Genomic DNA, 20,201 nt, shown 5'->3' with positions numbered 1-20,201 from the left:
CTCACGCCATCAGCGCGTTTGCGTTGGCTATCATCTCAATTAGCCCTTGCGCGCACTGTTGCGAGAGATTGCGTCACCGCGCTCTGCACGGCTCACAATGACAACCATCAAGGTGCGCATCTCCCCGGTTCACCAAGCACACACCGTCACCAACGCTGTAGTATAGCGGAAAATGAACGCTGAGCGATACGCCGATTCGTGCTACCATGAAGGTGCTGGATTCGCGTTTGAGCTAAGGAACCCTAAGGTATGGCAACCCCTCCACAAGTTGGCGATAGCGCACCCGATTTTACGCTGCCGAACGAAGCCGGCGAGCTGGTCTCGCTCAGCCAGTTTCGCGGCAAGAGGGTCATTCTCTACTTCTACCCCAAAGATGACACCCCCGGCTGCACGTCGCAAGCGTGCGGGTTTCGCGATGCCTACCCGGTGATCGAAGAGAAGAACGCGGTCGTCATTGGCATCAGTCCCGACAGCACCAAATCGCATGCCAAGTTCAAGACCAAGCACAACTTGCCGTTCATCCTCCTCGCCGACGAGCAGCACAGCGTCGCGGAAGCATACGGCGTGTGGGGCGAGAAGTCAATGATGGGCAAGAAGTACATGGGCATCATCCGCTCGCATTTTGTGATCGACGAAGAGGGCCGGATTACGCAAGCCGAGGTGAAAGTCAGCCCCGCCGACAGCGTCAAGCGGGCGCTGGCGGCGTTGGAGTAACAGGGTAGGAGCAGGTTTGAAACTCTCTCTTATATCTGACCATAGCTATGGAGCAGGTTTACGCCTCGCTCCTATCCCTCTCCACCTCGTCGGCGGTACTCTTCTGGCGTTTGACCAACCTCTTTGCGAAACACCCGGCTAAAGTAGCTGCTGCTCGAAAAGCCGACTTCGAGCGCAATGTTGGTGATACTCTTGTCGCTTTCGAGCAGCAACCGGCGCGCTTGCAAGACGCGATAGCGGTTGAGATACTCGACTGGCGTGGCGCCGAGTTCTTGCCGGAAACAGTGGGTGAGGTAGTCTTCGCTCATACCAACATAATGGGCGATATCTTGCCGGGTAATCGGGTGGTCGTAATGGCTATGGATGTAAGCCATCGCTTTGCGCACCAGCATCTGCGCCTGATCACTCAGCCGCCGCCGCCGTTCGAGCGCAGCCTGTAGGTGGGTGAGCGTTTCACTGGCGCTGAACATGCCTTTGCCGAGCACCGCCGTCACCCCTTGATTGAGACGGGCCATATCCGTTTCACTCAGTATGCGCCCGGTAATCACGATCACCGGAATATCACGCCACTCTCTACGCGCGCGCATGGTCTCGAGCACTGCAAAGCCATCCATTTCCGGCATCATCAGATCGAGCAGCACTAAAGCGATCTTCTGCTGAGCCAAGATCGCAAGCGCCTCGCGGCCCGACCGGGCGCGTTTGACATGGATGGCGGCATTGTGGGACTGAATGAGGCGAGCGTGCAAGTCGAGCGTATCAGGATCGTCATCAACTACAAGGATGGTTGGATTGCGCTCGGTTGAGCTGGCGGCCAACCAGTATTGGTCGAGCGCGCGGCTGAGATCGGCCAGATCGATCGGCTTGGTGAGATAGTCGAACTCCATCACGGTACCGTGCTGCTCGGTCATCGCGTAGCACAAAAGTGGCAGGTCGCGGGTGGCCGGATTCGCTTTCAGCACCCGGATCGTCTGCCACCATGCCCGTTCGCCTTGGGTCGCATTGAGTACGACGGCGCTATAGCTCTTACTGAGCAATTCACTCAGCCATGCCGCGCTCTCGTCAATCGCGAAGGCGGCGACAGCAAAGCCGCGCTGTTCGAGATAGCGTTGCAGCCGCTCGTCCGGCCCCGTCGCGAGCAACAACACCCGTGGCAAAGCCGGAATAGCCGACACGCTGCGCCGCCGCTTGCTGGCCGGCGCAGTAATCACCGGCAACCGGAAGAAAAATTCTGAACCCTCGCCTTCGATGCCGCTCGAGCGCACCCCGATCTCACCACCGTGTAAGGCAACCAGCCGCTTGCAAATCGCCAACCCCAAACCAATCCCACCATAGCCGCGACTCGAGCTGCGTTCCGAACGCTGGAATTCGTCGAAAATACGCATCTGCTCTTCCGGCGGCAGCCCGATACCAGTATCGCGCACAGTGACCGTGACAGCATCGATTGCCGGGGTAACGGTCAGACTCACGCTGCCGCGCGCGGTGAACTTGATCGCATTGACGACCAAGTTCAGCCCGATCTGATGCAGCCGGGTACGATCACCCCACACCCACGGCCCCTCGGCGGGGATCGAGTCGTTCCACGCCAGATGTTTATCAGCAGCCATCTGCTGGCCGGCCTCGGCCACCGCCCGCATCACCTGCCCCAGATCGACCACTTCGCAGGCCAAGCGCAACTGGCCGGCATCGCTGTTGGCCAGATCAAGCACATCGCTGATCAGGCGAGCCAAATGGCGGGCATTAGCGTAAATCCGCTTCAGATCAGCGCGCATCGCCGCCGGCAACTGGTGCTCGCCGGCAGCGCTCTCGCGCAAGAGCAGATCGCTCATGCCAACAATCAAGTTCAGCGGGGTCTGCAACTCGTGGCTGACCATCGAAAGAAAGCGACTCTTGAGCTGATTGGCCTCTTCGGCCAACCGCCGGCCCTCGTTCGCCGCCCGATACAGGCGAGCCGTATTGAGCGCAGCGCTGATTTGCTGGGCAATCGCGCCGTAGAGATCAAGCCGCGAGGCATCAAACGCGACAAAACCGGCCTCGCTACCGGCGCCGGTCAGCGGGATGAGGGTGAGTTGGAAGGGTTGGCGTGCCGGCAGCCATTGCGCCGGCGGAAAAGCGCGGCTACGGATCCGGATCACCGGCTGTTGCGGCGCAGTCACGGCCCGCAACCGGCACCACGCCACCGGATCATCACCCTCGGCCTCAAAAAAGCCGATCCAGAGCAGCGGCAAGTTTAATTCGGGCAAATGACGAGCCAGAATCTCGTAGATATCACTTTCCGCCAGCGCATTCAACAACCGCGCGGTTAGTCGGCCCAACCGGTTGTTAGTTTGTTGTTGGGAATTGAGGTAGTGCCAATGCTGAAAGCGCATCGCGGCGCTAATCGTTACGCGCGATTCGTCAAGCAGTTCTTTGGCAAGAGGGTGGAACGCCGGATCAAGCAGATTTGGTAGCGCATCACGAATGAAGGAGAGGGCGATTTGCCATTCGTGGGTATCATCACCGGCAGCGGCTACTTGTTTCAGCGTCTGCGCCAACACTGCGCGCACATGGGCCGGATCTGCACGCTGCACAGCTTGGGTAAAGGCGGTCACAAGGCGCAGGCACAGCCGGTACACCTCATCACGGGTAAGACCACGTGATTTGTGACTGAGAATCTCGCCAATCGAGCGCGCAAGCGCGGCAGAGCGATCGGCAGCGTCCGGTTGATCAGCGTGATGGGCAGCCATTTCCAACGCATCGGCCAACACCGCGCTCTGGCTACATCCGCACGACTCGCGGATGACCAACCGGGCCGGCACCTGCACCAAATCTGGCAACGGCTGGCGATCACGTAGGTGGTGAACCATCAATACAAGCGCTTGATAGCCCAGCCGGAAGAGCGGAATCTGCACCGTAGTCAAGGCCGGTTCGTGCAGCAAGCCCTCGGGACGGTCATCGAACCCAATCATCGCCACATCGTCCGGCACCCGCCGGCCCGCCGCGCGCAGCGCCGCAATCGCCCCCAGCGCCGATTCGTCGTTGCTGGCCAGCGCCGCGGTAAAGGGTTGGCCGGTTGTTAACAACTGCTGCATCGCCTCGTAGCCACCGGCGAAAATGTGCCGCCCAAACACGATCAACCGCGGATCGACCGCCAAGCCGAACTGGGCCATTCCTGCCTCAAAGGCGCGCAACCGCTCGCCCGAATCACCGTCGAGATCGGTTTCACTACCGGCAATGAAGGCAATCTGGCGATGACCGTGCTCGACCAGATGGCGGAGAGCGGCAAGGATACCACCGGCGTTGTCGGCGACAATGGTCGGCCCGGATTCACCCGATCCGACAAAGATCATCGGGTGACCAGCGGCGCGGATCGACTGGATTAGGCGCGAGCGGTCAGGATGCTGGAGGGGGTTGATCACGATCAAGCCGTGGGTATTCCACGGCCCCACCGGCACAAAATCGGCATCATTAGCCACCGCTGGCCACGCCGGACGCGGCGGATCGTTAATCTGGCCGGAAGCTCCCATCCCACATGCCAGCAGCAGATGGCACCCCAACTCGTGGGCGGCATGGCGCATGCCGTGATAAATCGGGCTGAGATAACTCAGCGTTAACGCCGTACCGTAAAATTGCCAGCCAGCGATCACGCCCACCGTTGGGCGTCGCGAACGGTGCATCGTTGCCGAACGAGTTCGCATAGGGTATCTATCACTGCTAAGACACAAAGAATAACCAACACAAAGGTACGAAGGCACAAAGGTTTGGATATAGTTGCGCTTGAACACCCTTGTGCTAACCATTATACCCTTTTACGTCTTCGTGCTGCTTGCGCTAGCCATTATCGTCTTTGCAGTATGTTTCTCTCGTAGCCAAAAACGCACCCGATCAAACGCTAACCTGACCACTATATTCGGCACAGCACGGAACGTCAGAGTCTGTTCCGCTCTTGAAAGTTCTTGGCAAAATCCGACTCAGTCCTGCGTAAGCCATATTCCATCACATAAAGTAATTTATCAATCTTCTCCTGCGTTTCTGCTGAGCGCACCCATTGCACTATATCCTGCTGCTTCATCCCCTCATTTAAAATATACGAACTAATCGTATTACTCCACGTTTCCATGATCATCACTGCCAAGTCTACATCCACGCTAGGGTCAACCTCGCCATTTTGGATGGCTTGGCGGATCAGTGCTTGCAGACTCTGCGTCGAACGTTCGCGAACATTAGCAAAGTTTTGGTAATATAAGCCTTCATTAAACATCACCCGGCTGATCGCCTGCACCAAACGCGGGTACACTGAGTTAAACTCCATGCCGGTCTTGACCATCCAGCGGAAATACTCGAAAGCATCCATGTGCCTACTTTCCGGGTGTTTATCCTTGAAGTATTCCATCTTTTCGTGCTCTAACACTGTTAGCAGGTATCGGAATACGTCCTGTTTATCTTCAAAGTATTGGTAGAAGCTGCCCTTGGCAATACCACTATTGGCAACAATACGGTTGATAGAGGCGTTTTCCAAACCATATTCTGCAAATTCATCAATTGCTGCCTTAATAATCTTTTCGCGTTTCTCTTCAGGCAGGTTGAAGAAGGTAGGTTTAGGCATACATCCTCCCAGCAAAAGAAAGAATAAGACAGATAAACAACGAAGACGTGGAGTTCAGTCACCGTGTTTATCTGTTTACTTGTATGTGTCTCTATCGTACCAAAAACAATATACCACCAATAATGGCCGCAATACCGACGATACTAAAGAAAATAACGGTTCCTCTTTCCGAGAGCAGTTGCACAAATCCCTGAATCTTGCCAAGCTGCCAGATCGCTTTCGGTTTGGCGAAGGCAACATACAGCACGAGAACGCCGTACAGGATGAGAAGATACGCGATGAGTGTAAGAGTATCCATAAGAGTTTCTCCGGTATGATGTCGCCACCTTCGCTCCTTGAGCAAAAGATGGTCATCTCATTGTGAAAGAGCGCCAAGGCGCGGAAGAACCCTATTGATGCAACACCTTGTAGAACCGCCGCGCAAACAAGCTGGTGACGAGCAACTGATACCCGACTGCGACCACAACGTACAACCAGACATTCGTGTCGCCCGCGTACAACAGCCAGTACACTTTCATCGGCCAATACGTCGGAATGATGCCGAACAATAGTTCCCAGCCTGCAGGCGCAAAGTAAGCAACGATAGGAACCATCAAGATGATACCGATCAGTTTTAGGAGCGCAAAACCCTGCACCTTGTTTTGCGCAATAGCACCGAAGAGTAGCGCCATCATCGGTGCCGTAGGTGCCGCAGCAATCGCCGAGAGCAGGATCGTTCGTAAATCGAAAGGTGTCAGATTGGCCAAAGGAAAGAGCACAAACATCAGCCCAAAGGTCAGCAGGATCGGAACTGTCACCCGATAGAGGACATATCCACTAAGAGGCAGCGGCGTCACTTGGAGCGCGGTCAGAGTACGGTCATCCTTTTCATCTAAAAGGAGAAAACCGATTACTGCACCAAACACCATCGGACACATACCAATGAAAAAATACGCTAGTAGCACAGGATAGTATTGAGTGAGATCAACGTTGTACTGCTCCATTACCCGGGCAGTGATCGGCGGAACACCCCAACGAATCACTAGCGCCATCAAGATGGGAAGAAAAATCATCCACGAAGTCATGCTATCGCGACGGATGCTACGAATGTCAATCGGAGCAAGTGAACGAAAAACTGTACTGAGCTTCATGTTCTCCGTACCCCTTCTTTTGTGACTACGAAGCGGTGGAATGCACGCAAACTGAGCCACATGATGATGCCCATCCACAATATTGCATAAACAATGCCATATACAATCTGCCACACTGGCACCGACCGAAACGCCGCCTGAATTAAGATAACGACTGCTTGTAACGGATGCAGAAACATCACCCAACTCCGCCAGATGTCGAAGTAGTACAACAATGGCAGAGAGAATCCCATCGTCCACAGTGCAGAAGGCAAGAGAAATTCATTGATCGATTCGTAGCGGGCAACGATGATGAAGCCGTAGAGTGAAAGCATGGCGATGTACAAGACAACCCCCATCACCAGAAAAACCCAGTTGAAGTTCACACCTTGCACAATGACGATAATGATCAGCGTCTCAAACAATGAAAGCAGCCCAAGTGTTAGTACCTTCGAGCCGAGGATTTCCCATGGGCGCAGCGGTGTGACGATCTGCGCCTCCAGCGTACCTTCGCCTTTTTCGAGTAGAATGAGACCTGCCATGAAATAAAAGGAATTAACCGTTAAGTTGATGGTAATGATGGCTGGCCACCAATAGCTCACGGCTGTGATGTCGAACTGTTTGAGCAGGACAACGAAGATAACCGCCGTGAACAACGATACGTAATAGAAACCGTTGCGGAATTGCAGCCTCACATCCCAACGGGCAGCAGAAAGCAGCCGCATCATTCGAGCCTCCGTCCTGTTACTTGAATGAAGATTTGCTCCAGCGTCGCTTCCTGCGTGTGCAGCGTGCGAACGCTGCCTTCACGGAGCAATACTAAAAACTCGCTATTATCCGCAAGACCTGCTAGCGGGAAATCACGCTGGGCAATGGTGCCATTTACACTGAATTCCACACGTACTTCCGCTTTGCCGTAGCGCAGTTTCAATTCATGGGGCGAGTCAATCAAGCAGATGCTGCCATCCACGATGAAGGCAACCCGATCGCACAATTCATCGGCGATGTGCATATCATGGGTCGTTAAGAAGACCGTTCTGCCTGCATCCTTCTGGGCCTTGATGAGGTCTTTGATTTTACGCGCATTGACCGGGTCTAGCCCCGAGGTTGGTTCATCCAAAAACAGCAGGTTTGGATTGTGTACCAACGCACGAGCTACGCTCAGGCGGTTCTTCATCCCCTTAGAGAATTGCGCAACTGGCGTATCGGCATCCTCGCGTAAGCCGACCATCGCCAGCAATTCATCAGGATCGTTCACCTTCCCTTGATATAGTGCCCCGAAGTAGCGCAGATTTTCGCGTGCAGTCAATTTGCTGTAGTGATTAGGCATTTCAAAACTTACGCCAATCTGCTCGAAATAGTCGTAGCCCCACGTGCGTAGGTCGCGGCCAAAGACATGCACCGTTCCCTGAAACCCTTGTAACAGGCGAAACAGTATTTTTTGTGTGGTTGATTTGCCTGCTCCACTCGGGCCGAGGAAGCCAAAGATTTCACCAGCGTCAACGTTGAAGCTAATACCTTTGATAGCAGGTTCAGTTGTGCCGGCATAGGTAAAGATGAGGTTCTCGACGTGAATCATGGTTTCTTCCTGTTTATCTCATTGCCTCACTGTGGACATGTACAGTGCAGGAGAAGGATCGGTATGACCAGAAGGTCATATGACCAAGTGGTCATATTATAGCAGGATTTGCTCTCGTGTCAAGAAAAAACTCACTCTCTCTTCAGGCCATTCCTTGCCTGACTTTCCCCCAATCCTGCATACCACCAAGCAACCACTACCATCCTAACAACGATGGTTTGGCGACTTGTCATACAACCAACCTAGCGTAACTGGGATCGATAGGGGTGAGGATGAGAAGAAGCGTAAAGCTAACGGGAAGCGTAGCAGAGAGAACTACCCAAGAAACAGCGAGGGCGCACTGGCGAAAAGAACGTCAAATCGAGACAGGCGACGAATGAATCCACTAGCACCGTTGCGTTTACCCCCAAGCAGCTCAAGCGCCGTCTCAGCCCGTCGCCGCCACACGCTCGCCGGCGCTTGATCGGCGACCAGCTCAAGCGCGGCCCGGCCATTGGTCAGATCACCACTGGCACTAAGGGCGAGACCGTAGTAAAAACGGGCTTCCACATCGGCGCCGGCTTCCAGCGCAGCAGCAGCGGCAACCTGCGCGCCGGCGGCATCGCCGCAGTAGTAGCGCGTACCGGCCAGCACCGTCAACGCTTCAGGATCGTTGGGCAACACATTGGCCGCCGCCTGCGCCGCTTGCAAGCCGCTGGTACAACGCTCAAAACCGCTGTCGAGATGAAACCGAGCAGCCAATAGCGCGTACCGAGCACGTTCGGCAATAGGGGCAGCAATCACCGCCTGTTCGTAAGCATCGGCAGCGGCGACAAAATCACGGTGAGCAAGGGCTAATCCGGCCTCCGCCAGTGCCAACGCCGGCCCGCTATGACCGGAATCACGCAACCGGCGCAACCGCTCGCCAGCCGCTTCCAGATCGCCACTGTTGAGGTAGGCCAGCGCCAGTAACGGGCCAATGCGCGGGTCAGCAGGGTACGCAGCAGCCAGTTGCTCAAGTTGCTCAACCCCTTGCTGCCGATCACCCAACCGCAGATGGGCATAGGCGCGGTAGATCGCCGCCGCCAAGCCGTGCGGCCCGGCGGGATCAACCTGTGCCAAAAAAGCCAGCGCCAGCCGGTCGTAGCCAAGATCAAGGGCCAGTTGGCCGAGCAACTGCGGGCGCGCCGCCGGTTCAGCGGCGAAGACAGCCGCAAGGGTGGCCGGATCGGGGGCAGACGGCAAGAGCGGATGGGCGAAAGGATCGGGCGGGAAAGGAGTCGCCGGTACGGTGAGGTCAGGGGTTGCGGCAGAGTTGACCAGCGCCGCCAAGATGGCCCGCTGGCCAATCACGAAGCTGGCCCAATCAGCGGGCAGCGCATCAAGCGCGATAACACGATACGTCGCCAATGCCTCCTCGATCCGCCCATTGCGCAGATCATCATCGGCCAGCAACAGATCACGTTGCACGCAGCGATCAGGATCGCAGCGTGTCAACGACTGCCATGTCTGGCGCGCAGCGGCGATGTCACCTTCCATTGCTGCTACACGACCAAGGTAGAGCACCGCAAGCTGGTAGTCGCGGGGGCGCAACCCGGCTTTGATAGCTGCAATCAGCGAACGGCGGGCCGGATCAACCTCGCCGCGCACGATGAGGACAATGCCGCGACGCAGAGCGGCGTCGCTTAGCGTTTCAGTTAGTGTGGAATACGCAGAAAGGGCAGCGCGGTACTTCCCGGCGGCAAAGGCTTTATCGGCCCGGCGCAACGCATCGTAGGGGTCAGGGCGCAAGGCAATCAGAACCGCAGCCACCGCCGCCAATACCAGCGCCACCCATGCGCCAACCTGTTGCCAACGCCAAGCGATCACTCGTCGTTATCGTCTTCTGGGTGCGGGTCGGGGCGACGGCGCGCCGCCTGCGCCTCACGGCGATTACGGCACTTGGGGCAGCGCGTCGGCTCGTTGAGAAAGCCCTTATCGGCGTAGAACTCCTGCTCGCCGGCGGTGAAAATAAAGGTCGCGCCGCAACTGCGACAGATTAATTCCATATCACGATAAAATATCATTGCCATAGACACCTGCCGGGTGGTACGAGGACGAGTGCCGGTGTCATATTGTACCATGGTCAACAGAGAAATGGCATCCCACCGCCACCCTCACCCTCACTCATTCCACCCGCCCCACCACTACCCGGTTCTTGCCGTTTGTCTTGGCCTGTGCCAGCGCAGCGGTTGCAAGCCGCAGCACTGTATCGACATCGCGGCCATGTTGGGGTATCGAGGCCACCCCAATCGAAATCGTGACCGGAAACGGCCAGAGCTGCGAGCGCTCGCTCACCCGCTGGCGCAGCCGTTCGGCCAGCGCCGCTGCGCCGCTAACGCCGGTTTGCGGCAGCACGACCAGAAATTGATCACCAACATCCCAGCGCGCTAACAGATCGCTAGGTCGTAACTGTTCGCGCAGGGTGGTCGCTAGATCGTGGATCATCTGATCGCCGGCGACATAGCTCAGCTCATTGTAGCGGCGCAGATCGTCGCCGTTGATTAGCAAGATGCTACAGGCATGGCTTTGGACCAGCGCGTTATTCATCATCTCGACTAGCTGGCGACGAGCGGCGACACTGTTAAGCAAACCGGTGACCGGATCGAGATCGAATTGCGCTTGGTTGTTGAGCGTAGCTCCCAAGGCGGCCAGTTGCATGATCAGCCGGTTGAGCAACGCATCTTGATCGGCAAAATCGGCAGTGAGTTGGCGCACAATGGTCGCCGGATCGCTGCCGGCAGGGATCTCGTGCCGCCGGATGAGCGGGATTGTCGCGAGATTGAGCCGTTGCGCCTGCCGTTCAAACAGCTTCTGTAGCCGATCGAGCTGGGCCGGCTTCGCCGCCGGTTCGTCAGGTGGCGCGACCATCACAAACTGCGTGTTGCCGGGCTGGTATAGCGTACCGGCCAGCTCTTCACGCAACAGTAGCGCCAACCAGCGCAAGGTGGCCGCTGAAGGTGGTTGCAAAAGTTGGATGTCGATCAAGACGCACGGTGTGGTGGGTTGAGCCAGCCATTCGGCAAAGGCGAGCAGGTTGGCGGTACCGGTGTTCGGATCACGGCGCAACACATCGGCAATAACGGGCATAGTTCCCTCTCTTCAAGCGATTTATGCAATGCTTTTGAGTCGCTACGAAAAGACACAAAGGCGTTAATGGCCTACATGTATAAACTATGCGTTGTTTGCCCGTTTTCGCAAAAATATCACGAAGATTAGACCATAAATTAGGATAATATAATCAACCATACCCTTCAGAATAACACATCGCTCGCGATCGAGACCTCAAGGATGCTGCTCATCCTTACCCCCTCTGCGCCGTTACTCACTTGGCGACTTGGTGTCTGCCCCCACCCCTAGCCCCGCTGAGGGTGGGCCGGGGGCAACCGGTTACTACCGTCGAGGACACCGAGGGCGTATCGGATAAGCATCCGTTCAAGCCGCTTCGCGCCCCTGCACGCCCTTTGCGCCTTGGCGTTTCAGGTCTCGGCGTCGTTGCTCGCTTGGCGGCTTGGTGTAACGCCCTCTTACCCAATCAATATCAATCTACCCGCCTGTGGTATGATGAATCACGACGTCACCGTTACAAAGGACACTACTGCTATGTTCGACTTCGATACCGCCACTACCCTCCGGATGTTAGCCGCTGAAGTCATGCTGGTGAGCACGAGCGAAGAATTGGTCAATGGCGATCAGCGGGCGGTTCGCTGTCGCGGCCAACTGCTGCTCGAGGCGCAAGCGGCTCACGACACGATTGTGGCGCGGGCGCAGGCGCTCGGTTACACGCCGCTGTTCCAACACGATCCGGCAGGAGCTGCAATCCTATTCATTCCTACTCCACCCAAAGCGCCGCCCTCGCGCTTATGGCTGGCCGTGCTGCTCTTTGTGCTGACCATCATCTCAACTATGCTGGTCGGCGGGCAAGAGTACATCGAAAGCACCGGTCAGCTAGTCTTCAATTGGGGCCATGCGCTCAGTTTCAGCGGCTCGCTGCTCGCGATCTTGCTCGCGCACGAATTAGGTCACTTCTTTGTCGCCCGCCGCGAACGGGTAGCGGTGAGCTATCCCTTCTTTATTCCGATGCCCTTCTTCTTGCTCGGTACGATGGGCGCGTTTATTGCGATCAAGGATCTGGTGCCGAACCGGCGGGCGCTGTTAGCCATCGGGATTGCCGGGCCGTTGGCCGGGTTGGTGGTGGCGATTCCGGTGCTGATGATTGGCCTGAGCATTTCGGAAGTGAAGCAGGTCGTGCCCTTGCCGGGCAGCTTTACTGAGGGGAATTCCCTGCTTTACGCTGCGATCAAGATTTTGATCTTCGGACGTTTTTTGCCTAGCGGTGGCGAGGATGTTTACCTCCACCCAATGGCGTTGGCCGGCTGGGCCGGCCTGTTGGTCACCGGTCTCAATCTACTGCCAGCCGGCCAACTCGACGGCGGCCATATCTTTTTCGCCTTGTTCGGCCCGCGCGCGGCCCGGATTATGAGTATGGTGGTCGCAGTCGCACTACTCGGCCTTGGATTTTTGTGGTCAGGATGGTTTATCTGGGCAGTGATGATTGCCCTCATTGGGCAACAACGCAGCCCGCTGCGCAACGAGATCTCGCCGCTTGAGGGGCCATGGCGCTGGTTGGCATATTTGGGCATCCTGACCTTCATCCTTGTCTTTACCCCAGTGCCGCTGACAGTGATGACACCATAAGCGGCCTTCGATTGGGTGTCTTTCAGTTGATTATCTAACAGCTAGCAACTGCTGTCACGACGAGGACGTAGGCAGCATCTGACCCGCTGCGATCTCTGCGTCCGCTACGGTTACAATCCCCCCGCCCCGGCTGCGGTACAATAGCGCGCACAGGAAGCAGTGTCCAATGTTGGAGGAGCTATGAAGCTGTTGACCTACCGGTACGAAGGGGTTGAGCGGGTAGGAGCGCTGCGCGGCGACGAGGTGATCGATCTCTCGCCAGTGGCGGTGTCAATGCTGGAGTTGATCGAGGGCGGGCCAGAGTTGCTGGCCGAGGCGCGGAAAGTGGTCGAGACGGCTGCCGGTGGCCCGGCGCTAGCAGCGGTGGAATTACGCGCCCCAATCCCACGTCCGCGCAAGAATATCATTTGCCTTGGCATGAATTACGCCGCCCACGCGATTGAGTCGCTGAGGGCGAAAGGCTTGCCGGAAAAGCTGCCCCAGCATCCGGTGTTCTTTAGCAAAATGCCGACGGCGGTAAACCACCCAAATGCACCGGTGCCACTACTGGCCGATGTGTCATCGCAGCGTGACTGGGAGGTTGAGCTGGCTGTGATTATCGGGCGGCGCGGGCGCGATATTCCGGCGAGTGAGGCGTATGATTATGTGTTCGGCTATACCATTTTGAATGATGTCAGCGCGCGCGATTTGCAGTCGCGTCACCACCAGTTCTTCTACAGTAAGAGCCTCGACGGCAGCGCACCGATGGGACCGTGGATCGTCACCGCTGATGAAATCCCTGACCCGCATGCGCTCGGCATTCGCCTGCGCCTCAACGGCGAGCTAGTGCAGAACTCGATGACGCGCGATATGATCTTCGACATTCCCACCTGTATCGCCACCTTCAGTCGCGGCATCACCCTCGAACCGGGTGATATTATCGCCACCGGCACCCCCGCCGGCGTCGGCATGGGTATGACCCCGCAGCGGTGGTTGCAAGCCGGTGACGTGATGGAGGCCGAAATTGACGGAATCGGCGTCTTGCGCAACGAGGTTGTTGCGTAACGAACGGCGGCAGAGCCACACGGCTGTGCGCCCATTACCACCATACCGGCGCGACGTGATATAATGCGCGCCGGTATGATCGTTTTTGATAAACATTCGTAACGAGGAGCGGCCATGGAGCGACGGGTGGTAGTGACCGGTATGGGGGCGATTAGCCCACTAGGTCTCAGCGTAGCCGAACTCTGGCAAGGGATTGTTACAGCGCGCAGCGGTGTCGGCCCGATCACGCTGTTTGATCCCGCCGGTTTTGATACCCGGTTTGCCGCCGAAGTCAAAGGCTTCGATCCAACCAACTACATGGATCGGAAAGAGGCGCGCCGCACTGACCGCTTTGTCCAGTTTGCCGTGGCCGCTACCAGAGAGGCGCTGCGCGACGCCGAATTGGACATTACCCCCGCTAACCGCGATGAGATCGGCGTCTTTATCGCTAGCGGCATCGGCGGCATCGCTACGCTCTCGGAACAGTTAGAAGTATTGCGCAGCCGTGGGCCGGGCCGCATCAGCCCCTTCCTCATCCCCGCCATGATCACCAACCTCGCCGCCGGGCAAGTCTCGATCGTCACCGGTGCGCGTGGGCCAAGCTACTGCGTCACCTCGGCCTGCGCCAGCTCGGCCCACGCATTGGGCGAGGCCGCCGAGACGATCCGGCGCGGGTGGGCCAAGGCGATGATCGTCGGTGGCAGCGAAGCCAGCATTACCCCGATCGGAGTAGCCGGCTTTAACGCGATGCGCGCTCTTTCGACCCGCAACGACGACTACACGCACGCTTCACGACCCTTCGACGCCGAACGCGACGGGTTTGTAATGGGCGAAGGCGCGGCGGTGCTCATTCTCGAAGACCTTGAGTTTGCCCGCGCTCGCGGCGCGCGCATTCTGGCTGAAGTAGTGGGTTACGGCGCCACTTCCGACGCTTACCATATCTCGAACTTGGCCGAAGACGGCGAGGGGGTGGCCCGCGCTATCCGGCTCGCGCTACAGCGGGGTGGCATTGCTCCCAGCGAGGTTGATTATATCAATGCCCACGCCACTTCCACCCCCGCCGGCGATCCGGTGGAGACCGCTGCGATCAAGCAGGTCTTCGGCGGGCGCGAGCAGTCGCCCCCGGTGAGCGCCAGCAAGTCGCAGTTTGGCCATCTGCTCGGCGCCGCCGGCGCGATCGAGGCGGTGGTGACGGTGCTGGCGATGCAACACAACATCTTGCCGGCGACGATCAATTTGCAGCAGCCCGATCCTAACTGCGATCTCGACTATGTGCCCAACCAGCCGCGGCCGGCGACGATTGAGGTGGCGCTGAGTAACTCGTTTGGCTTTGGCGGGCACAATGTCTGCCTTGCCTTCCGCAAGTATCACGGATAATCACGATGGCCGACCGGCTAGCAGCACTCGAACGAGAGCTTGGCCTCACCTTTCGCGATCGCAAGCTGTTACAGACGGCGCTTACCCACCGTTCGCTCTTCAACGAGCAGCCGCATCTGCTGCGCGAACTGACCGATAACGAACGGCTGGAGTTTCTTGGCGATTCGGTGCTGCATTTTGTCACCACGACGTGGTTGTTTACCACGTTTCCCGATCAGGATGAGGCGACACTGACCCATTGGCGGGCGGCGCTGGTTAGCACCAAAGGGCTGGCCGAGTGCGCTGCCCAGCTCAATCTCGGCCAATATGCCTATCTCTCACGGGGTGAAGATAATCCGGTTGGGCGACGGCGTCCAAACTTGCTGGCCGATCTGTTCGAGGCGCTGATCGGCGCGATCTATCTCGATCAGGGGCTGGAAACGGCGAATACGTTCATTGTGCCCTTCTTGCGCGCGCGGATCGATAACATCCGCCAGACTGTGACCGACCCAACCACAGCCTTGCAAGAGCTGGTGCAGGCCCGCCATAAGAGTTTGCCTGCCTATCGCTTGATCGAAGCGCGTGGCCCCGAACACCGGCGCGAATATGTGATGGCTGTGTTGGTCGAAGGGCAAGAATATATCGGTAGCGGCCCCAGCAAAAAAGAGGCTAAAAAAGCCGCAGCCCAAGCCGCCCTCGCCGCATTAACCTAATTCGTGGGACACCCGGCTGTGTGTCCCCCAGCGTGCGACCCCGGCTATGCGGCGCCCCGGCAGTACAGCCGCACAGCGTGCGGCCCCAGCAATGAATCGCTATGAACAACACCTACCTCATTACCGGCGGCACTGGCTATCTCGGCAGCGCACTCATCCGCCATGCCCGCACGCGCGGCATCCCGGTGGTCGCCACCTTTCACAACCAAACCCCGCCATCCCAACCCGGCGTGGTCTGGCAACCGCTCGATCTGCGCGATCCCGCGACGGTGACCGGCTTGATCACTGCCGTACAACCCGTTGCCATCATCCACACCGCTTTCCGCCAATACGAACCAGACTTGATGGCGATCACCGGTGAAGGACCCGGCTACGTCGCCGCCGCCGCAGCGCAAACCGACGCTCGCCTGATCCACATGTCGAGCGACGTTATTTTTGATGGCGAAAAGACAGGCGCATACACCGAAGCCGATCCGCCCAACCCGATCACCGATTATGGCCGGGCCAAAGCGCGGGCCGAAGCGCTGGTGCAGTCGATCTATCCGGCGGCGGCCATTGTGCGCACCTCGCTGATCTACGGCTTCGATCCGCTTGACCGCCACAGTGCCTTTGCGCTGGCGGTAGCGCGTGGTGAACGGAGGGAGAAACTCTTCTACGACGAGCTGCGTTGCCCCGTGTTCGTTGATGATCTGGCGGCGGCGCTGCTCGATCTGGCGCAGAGTGATTATCGCGGGGTGATCCATCTGGCTGGCACCGAGGCGCTCAGCCGCTACGAGTGGGGCCGGCTACTCGCCCAAGCGTATGGCCTTGATCCAGACCGCATTGCCGGCGCGTTCAGCGCCGAAAGCCCCACTCCACGCCCGCGCAACTGCACACTCGACATCAGTCGCGCCCTTGCGTTGGGATACCGGCTACGCGGCGCGCGCGAGGTCTTGCGCACCGTGGGCCGGTTGCCGTAAACTCAAAACTCGGTGATCACCGTTACGCCTGATCCGCGAAAGCTGTCGAGATCGACCAGCGCCGCCGGCGCTTCATCCAGCCGGATCGGGCGTCCAATCAATCGCTGGGGCTGCACCTTGCCCGACTGGATGAGATCGAGCATGGCGTCGTAGCGATGGGCTTGCATCCCGTGGCTGCCTATGATCACTAGCTCGCGGGCCACGACAATATCCATTGGCAACGGCGGCATGCGTTGCGCGGCCAACAACAGCCCCACCTGCACATGGCGGCCCCGTTTGCGCAGGCTGGCAATCGAGTTAGCACAGGTGGTCGGGCTGCCGAGGGCATCAATCGATAGATGAACCCCGCCGCGGCTTAGATCGCGCACTGCGTTTACCACATCGGCCTCGGCCATCGCGTCAACCACTGCCGCCGCACCCACGGCGCGCGCCAGCTCCAACCGCTCTGGATTGATGTCGATCCCGATCACCTGCCCGCCTAACGCGCTTGCCAGCATGATTGCCGACAAGCCCACTCCACCACAGCCATACACTGCCACCCACTCACCGGCAATGACCCGGCCCAGATCAACCACCGCGCGAAACGCAGTCGCGAACCGGCAACCGAGACTAGCCGCAGTAGCAAAGCTCATGTCATCCGGCAAGCGCACTAGATTGAGATCGGCGCGGTCGAGCGCAACATATTCGGCGAACGATCCCCAATGGGTAAAGCCCGGTTGAAATTGATGATCGCACACCTGCTGTTGCCCAGCTTGACACTGCGGGCAAACCCCACACGCGCAGACAAAGGGTACCGTCACCCGATCGCCAACCCGCCAGCGGGTGACACGCTGGCCAACCGCGACCACTTCGCCGGCCAGCTCGTGTCCCGGTACGTGCGGCAGCGTAATATCGGGATCGTGGCCCATCCAGCCGTGCCAATCACTGCGGCAAAGACCGGTGGCGCGCACTGCAAGCACCACGCCATCAGGTGACGGTGTCGGATCGGGCACGTTGGCAATCCACGGCATCTGACCAAACGCTTCGTAGTAGACGGCGCGCATGGGTGACTCCTTGATGTTTGGCAACAACCACTTGTACAAACAGCGATGAGGTACGAGGGGCCATTCACGGCTATGCTACCATATCTCGCTTGCGCCAAGAAGATGCCATACGACCCGATGAGTCTTCCATCTACCGACAACGCTATTATCGTTGTCTTTTCGGTAATCGTGGATGTAAGACGCACTCGCACTACAGCGAAGATACTCAGCCGTTTCATACTGCTCGGCAAGGTTTTCCCTGTTTCCCCCGTACACGAGTTATATCCGGCTCGATAGTATAGCGTTTTTAGATGTATCACCGCTTCCAACAGCCATGGTCCTCATCACATCCCCTCCTTTCATCACCCAAGTATGCGAGCACAGAAACATTGTTCCACTATGATTGCCACGCGAGCCCCCTCACCCGTCTGGTATAATACCCAGCCGGCAGACCATTCAGACCGGTGAACTGGACAAGCCATGGAACAGCTCAACCATCTCAATCCAGCCCAGCGCGCCGCAGTCACCGCGCCAATTGGGCCGGTGCTGGTCAAGGCCGGTGCGGGCAGCGGCAAGACGCGCGTGCTGACCCTGCGCATTGCTTATTTGATCACCCATTACGGCGTGTCGCCGTCGCAGATATTGGCCGTCACCTTTACCAATAAGGCGGCGCGCGAGATGCGCGAGCGGCTGCGCGGTCTGCTCGGCACGCGCATCCGCGGCCTGACCAGCGGCACCTTTCACGCCGTTTGCACCCGCATGCTGCGCGAGTCGATTGAAGGCCGGCTAAAGGGTTATACTGCGTCGTTCTCGATCTACGCCGGCGATGAACAGTTGCAATTGGCTGCCGAGGCGTTGGCCGGTGTCACCGAAACGCCGCCGCGTATGATCGAGGCCGATGAGGTCCTGCGCCTGATTTCTCGCGCCAAGAGTCGCATGCTCACGCCACGATTGATGGCCCGCTTCGCCACCGATCCACTCGATCGCTTTGTCGCCGCATGCTACCGCCGTTACCAGCGCGCACTCGAACAAGCCAACGCGCTCGATTTCGATGACCTGATCCTCACCGCCTACCGCCTGCTCAGCGAAGACCCTGATCTGCTTGCGACCTACCAGCAACGTTGGCCGCACGTGTTGGTGGATGAATATCAAGATACCGATCCGAGCCAGCACGCGCTGATCGAGCTGCTCACCCGCCCAACCGCCAACCGGCCCCGTTCGCTGTTCGTGGTTGGCGATGCCATGCAGAGCATCTACGGTTTTCGCAATGCCGATCACAGTATTATCAGTCGCTTTGCCACCGATTTTCCCGACGCGCAGGTGATCGAGTTAGCAACCAATTACCGCTCGCGCCAGCCGATCCTCGATGCGGCCTATGCCATCATTCGCCATAGCCGCAGCGTAGCCCCAATGCAACTACGCGCTGCGGCGACGGTCGCCACCGAGCGGTGTGTCTTGATCAGCGAAGCCAAGGATAGCCGCGAAGAAGCCGAACAGGTGGCCCGTTCGATTGCCGATCTGCAACGGCAAGGCCGTCGGTTGCGCGAGGTGGCGGTGCTCTTCCGCACCCGTCATATGAGCCGCCCGCTTGAGCAGGCGTTGCGACATGCCCGCCTGCCCTACGTCGTGCGCGGCGGGGTCAGCTTTTTTGACCGGGCTGTAGTGCGCGATGCGCTGGCCTATTTGCGCTGTATTGCCAATCCTGCCGATAGCCTAAGCTTGACCCGGATTGCCAACGTGCCGGCGCGCGGATTGGGCGGGCAGGCGCTGGCTACCATCGCCGCCTTTGCGGCTGCCCACTCGATCCCGCTCAGCGAGGCGCTCGGCCACGCCACTGCCATCCCCGGCCTCAGCCCGCGCGCGGTTGAAGGCGCGCGCCGCCTGTTTGCCCTCCTCCAACGCTGGCGGCGACTAGCCGCCGGTACGATGCCTCCCGATCACCTATTGGCCGATGTGCTGGAACAGAGTGGCTATATGGCTGCTCTGGCTGAACGGTTCGACGCCGAAGAGCTGGCCGAAGCGCGCGCCCATCTGCAAGAGTTGCTGCGCGCCGCCGAAGAGCATACCGAGCTGGGTTCGTTTTTGCAGGAAGTGGCGCTGATGACCAACACCGACGACGACGATGATCGTGATCGGGTGCAACTGCTCACGATTCACGCCGCCAAAGGGCTTGAATGGCCATTTGTGTTTGTGGTTGGGTTAGAGGAAGGCACCCTGCCCCACGAACACAGCCTCGGCGATCCGGCCAGCCTTGAGGAAGAGCGGCGGTTATGTTACGTTGCCCTCACCCGTGCCGCCGAACGACTCTATCTATCGTGGACGGCGAGCCGCAACCGCGGCCAGCGCCTCAAGCCATCCCGCTTCCTCGACGAAATTATCGCCTTCGGACGCGAACGAGCTGGGGCGTCACGTGCGACACCCTAGTAGG

16 protein-coding genes and 1 pseudogene are annotated in these 20,201 nt (G+C 58.4%); 7 read left to right on the top strand and 10 right to left on the bottom strand.

From position 1 onward, the window contains the following. The first annotated feature begins 249 nt into the window (after positions 1-249). Entirely contained in the window at positions 250-714 is a 465-nt protein-coding gene (gene bcp / locus Q1A00_RS06515) for a thioredoxin-dependent thiol peroxidase (RefSeq protein ID WP_298407474.1), read from the top strand. 71 nt (positions 715-785) lie between these two features. Here bcp and Q1A00_RS06510 read toward each other — a convergent pair whose 3' ends face one another. From Q1A00_RS06510 to Q1A00_RS06470, 9 genes and pseudogenes are all read right to left on the bottom strand, one after another. Then, positions 786-4,388 (bottom strand): substrate-binding domain-containing protein, encoded by a 3,603-nt coding sequence (locus tag Q1A00_RS06510; RefSeq protein ID WP_298407477.1) that lies wholly within the window; start codon positions 4,386-4,388, stop codon positions 786-788. A gap of 230 nt (positions 4,389-4,618) precedes the next feature. Continuing rightward, the gene (locus Q1A00_RS06505; protein WP_298407480.1) at positions 4,619-5,296 is read right to left on the bottom strand and encodes a TetR/AcrR family transcriptional regulator; all 678 of its coding nucleotides are present in this window, start codon (positions 5,294-5,296) and stop codon (positions 4,619-4,621) included. 91 nt (positions 5,297-5,387) lie between these two features. Further along, positions 5,388-5,594, bottom strand: coding sequence for a hypothetical protein (locus Q1A00_RS06500; protein WP_298407482.1), 207 nt, complete (start codon positions 5,592-5,594; stop codon positions 5,388-5,390). Positions 5,595-5,685: 91 nt separating this feature from the next. Continuing rightward, entirely contained in the window at positions 5,686-6,426 is a 741-nt protein-coding gene (locus Q1A00_RS06495; protein ID WP_298490441.1) for a hypothetical protein, read from the bottom strand. Next, positions 6,423-7,133 carry an ABC transporter permease gene (locus Q1A00_RS06490; protein WP_298482472.1) on the bottom strand — a complete coding sequence of 237 codons (711 nt, stop codon included), beginning with the start codon at positions 7,131-7,133 and terminating at the stop codon, positions 6,423-6,425. The genes Q1A00_RS06495 and Q1A00_RS06490 overlap by 4 nt, the downstream gene beginning before the upstream one ends. Next, positions 7,130-7,984, bottom strand: coding sequence for an ABC transporter ATP-binding protein (locus tag Q1A00_RS06485; RefSeq protein ID WP_298407495.1), 855 nt, complete (start codon positions 7,982-7,984; stop codon positions 7,130-7,132). Before Q1A00_RS06485 ends, Q1A00_RS06490 begins: the two co-directional genes overlap by 4 nt. Before the next feature lie 315 nt (positions 7,985-8,299). After that, positions 8,300-9,832, bottom strand: a complete 1,533-nt coding sequence (locus Q1A00_RS06480) for a tetratricopeptide repeat protein (protein ID WP_298482474.1) — start codon at positions 9,830-9,832, stop codon at positions 8,300-8,302. 50 nt (positions 9,833-9,882) lie between these two features. Next, positions 9,883-10,029: pseudogene (locus Q1A00_RS06475) on the bottom strand (zinc-ribbon domain-containing protein); the annotation flags it as partial. A gap of 100 nt (positions 10,030-10,129) precedes the next feature. Beyond that, complete coding sequence (locus Q1A00_RS06470; protein ID WP_298400414.1) at positions 10,130-11,092, bottom strand: GGDEF domain-containing protein; 963 nt, start codon at positions 11,090-11,092, stop codon at positions 10,130-10,132. A 513-nt stretch (positions 11,093-11,605) separates the two neighbouring features. Here Q1A00_RS06470 and Q1A00_RS06465 point away from each other — a divergent pair. From Q1A00_RS06465 to Q1A00_RS06445, 5 genes are all read left to right on the top strand, one after another. After that, on the top strand, positions 11,606-12,700 hold the full coding sequence (locus Q1A00_RS06465) for a site-2 protease family protein (protein WP_298400416.1): 1,095 nt from the start codon (positions 11,606-11,608) through the stop codon (positions 12,698-12,700). A gap of 180 nt (positions 12,701-12,880) precedes the next feature. Next, a complete protein-coding gene (locus Q1A00_RS06460) occupies positions 12,881-13,744 on the top strand; it encodes a fumarylacetoacetate hydrolase family protein (RefSeq protein ID WP_298400418.1) in 864 nt (287 codons plus the stop codon). A gap of 114 nt (positions 13,745-13,858) precedes the next feature. Next, positions 13,859-15,100 carry a beta-ketoacyl-ACP synthase II gene (gene fabF / locus Q1A00_RS06455; RefSeq protein WP_298400421.1) on the top strand — a complete coding sequence of 414 codons (1,242 nt, stop codon included), beginning with the start codon at positions 13,859-13,861 and terminating at the stop codon, positions 15,098-15,100. A gap of 5 nt (positions 15,101-15,105) precedes the next feature. Next, positions 15,106-15,792, top strand: a complete 687-nt coding sequence (gene rnc, locus Q1A00_RS06450) for a ribonuclease III (protein WP_298400423.1) — start codon at positions 15,106-15,108, stop codon at positions 15,790-15,792. A gap of 101 nt (positions 15,793-15,893) precedes the next feature. Beyond that, complete coding sequence (locus Q1A00_RS06445; RefSeq protein WP_299755806.1) at positions 15,894-16,751, top strand: SDR family oxidoreductase; 858 nt, start codon at positions 15,894-15,896, stop codon at positions 16,749-16,751. Between the two features lie 2 nt (positions 16,752-16,753). Here the strand turns inward: Q1A00_RS06445 and Q1A00_RS06440 are convergent, their stop codons facing one another. Then, on the bottom strand, positions 16,754-17,794 hold the full coding sequence (locus Q1A00_RS06440; protein WP_299755803.1) for a zinc-dependent alcohol dehydrogenase family protein: 1,041 nt from the start codon (positions 17,792-17,794) through the stop codon (positions 16,754-16,756). Between the two features lie 459 nt (positions 17,795-18,253). Between Q1A00_RS06440 and Q1A00_RS06435 the strand changes: the two genes are divergently transcribed. Then, on the top strand, positions 18,254-20,197 hold the full coding sequence (locus tag Q1A00_RS06435) for an ATP-dependent helicase (protein WP_298400432.1): 1,944 nt from the start codon (positions 18,254-18,256) through the stop codon (positions 20,195-20,197). Positions 20,198-20,201: the final 4 nt, after the last annotated feature.

Origin of the sequence: uncultured Chloroflexus sp. (assembly GCF_938091255.1) — a bacterium.
In the GTDB taxonomy this organism is placed as follows: domain Bacteria; phylum Chloroflexota; class Chloroflexia; order Chloroflexales; family Chloroflexaceae; genus Chloroflexus.
This window is presented reverse-complemented; position numbering and strand designations above follow the sequence as displayed.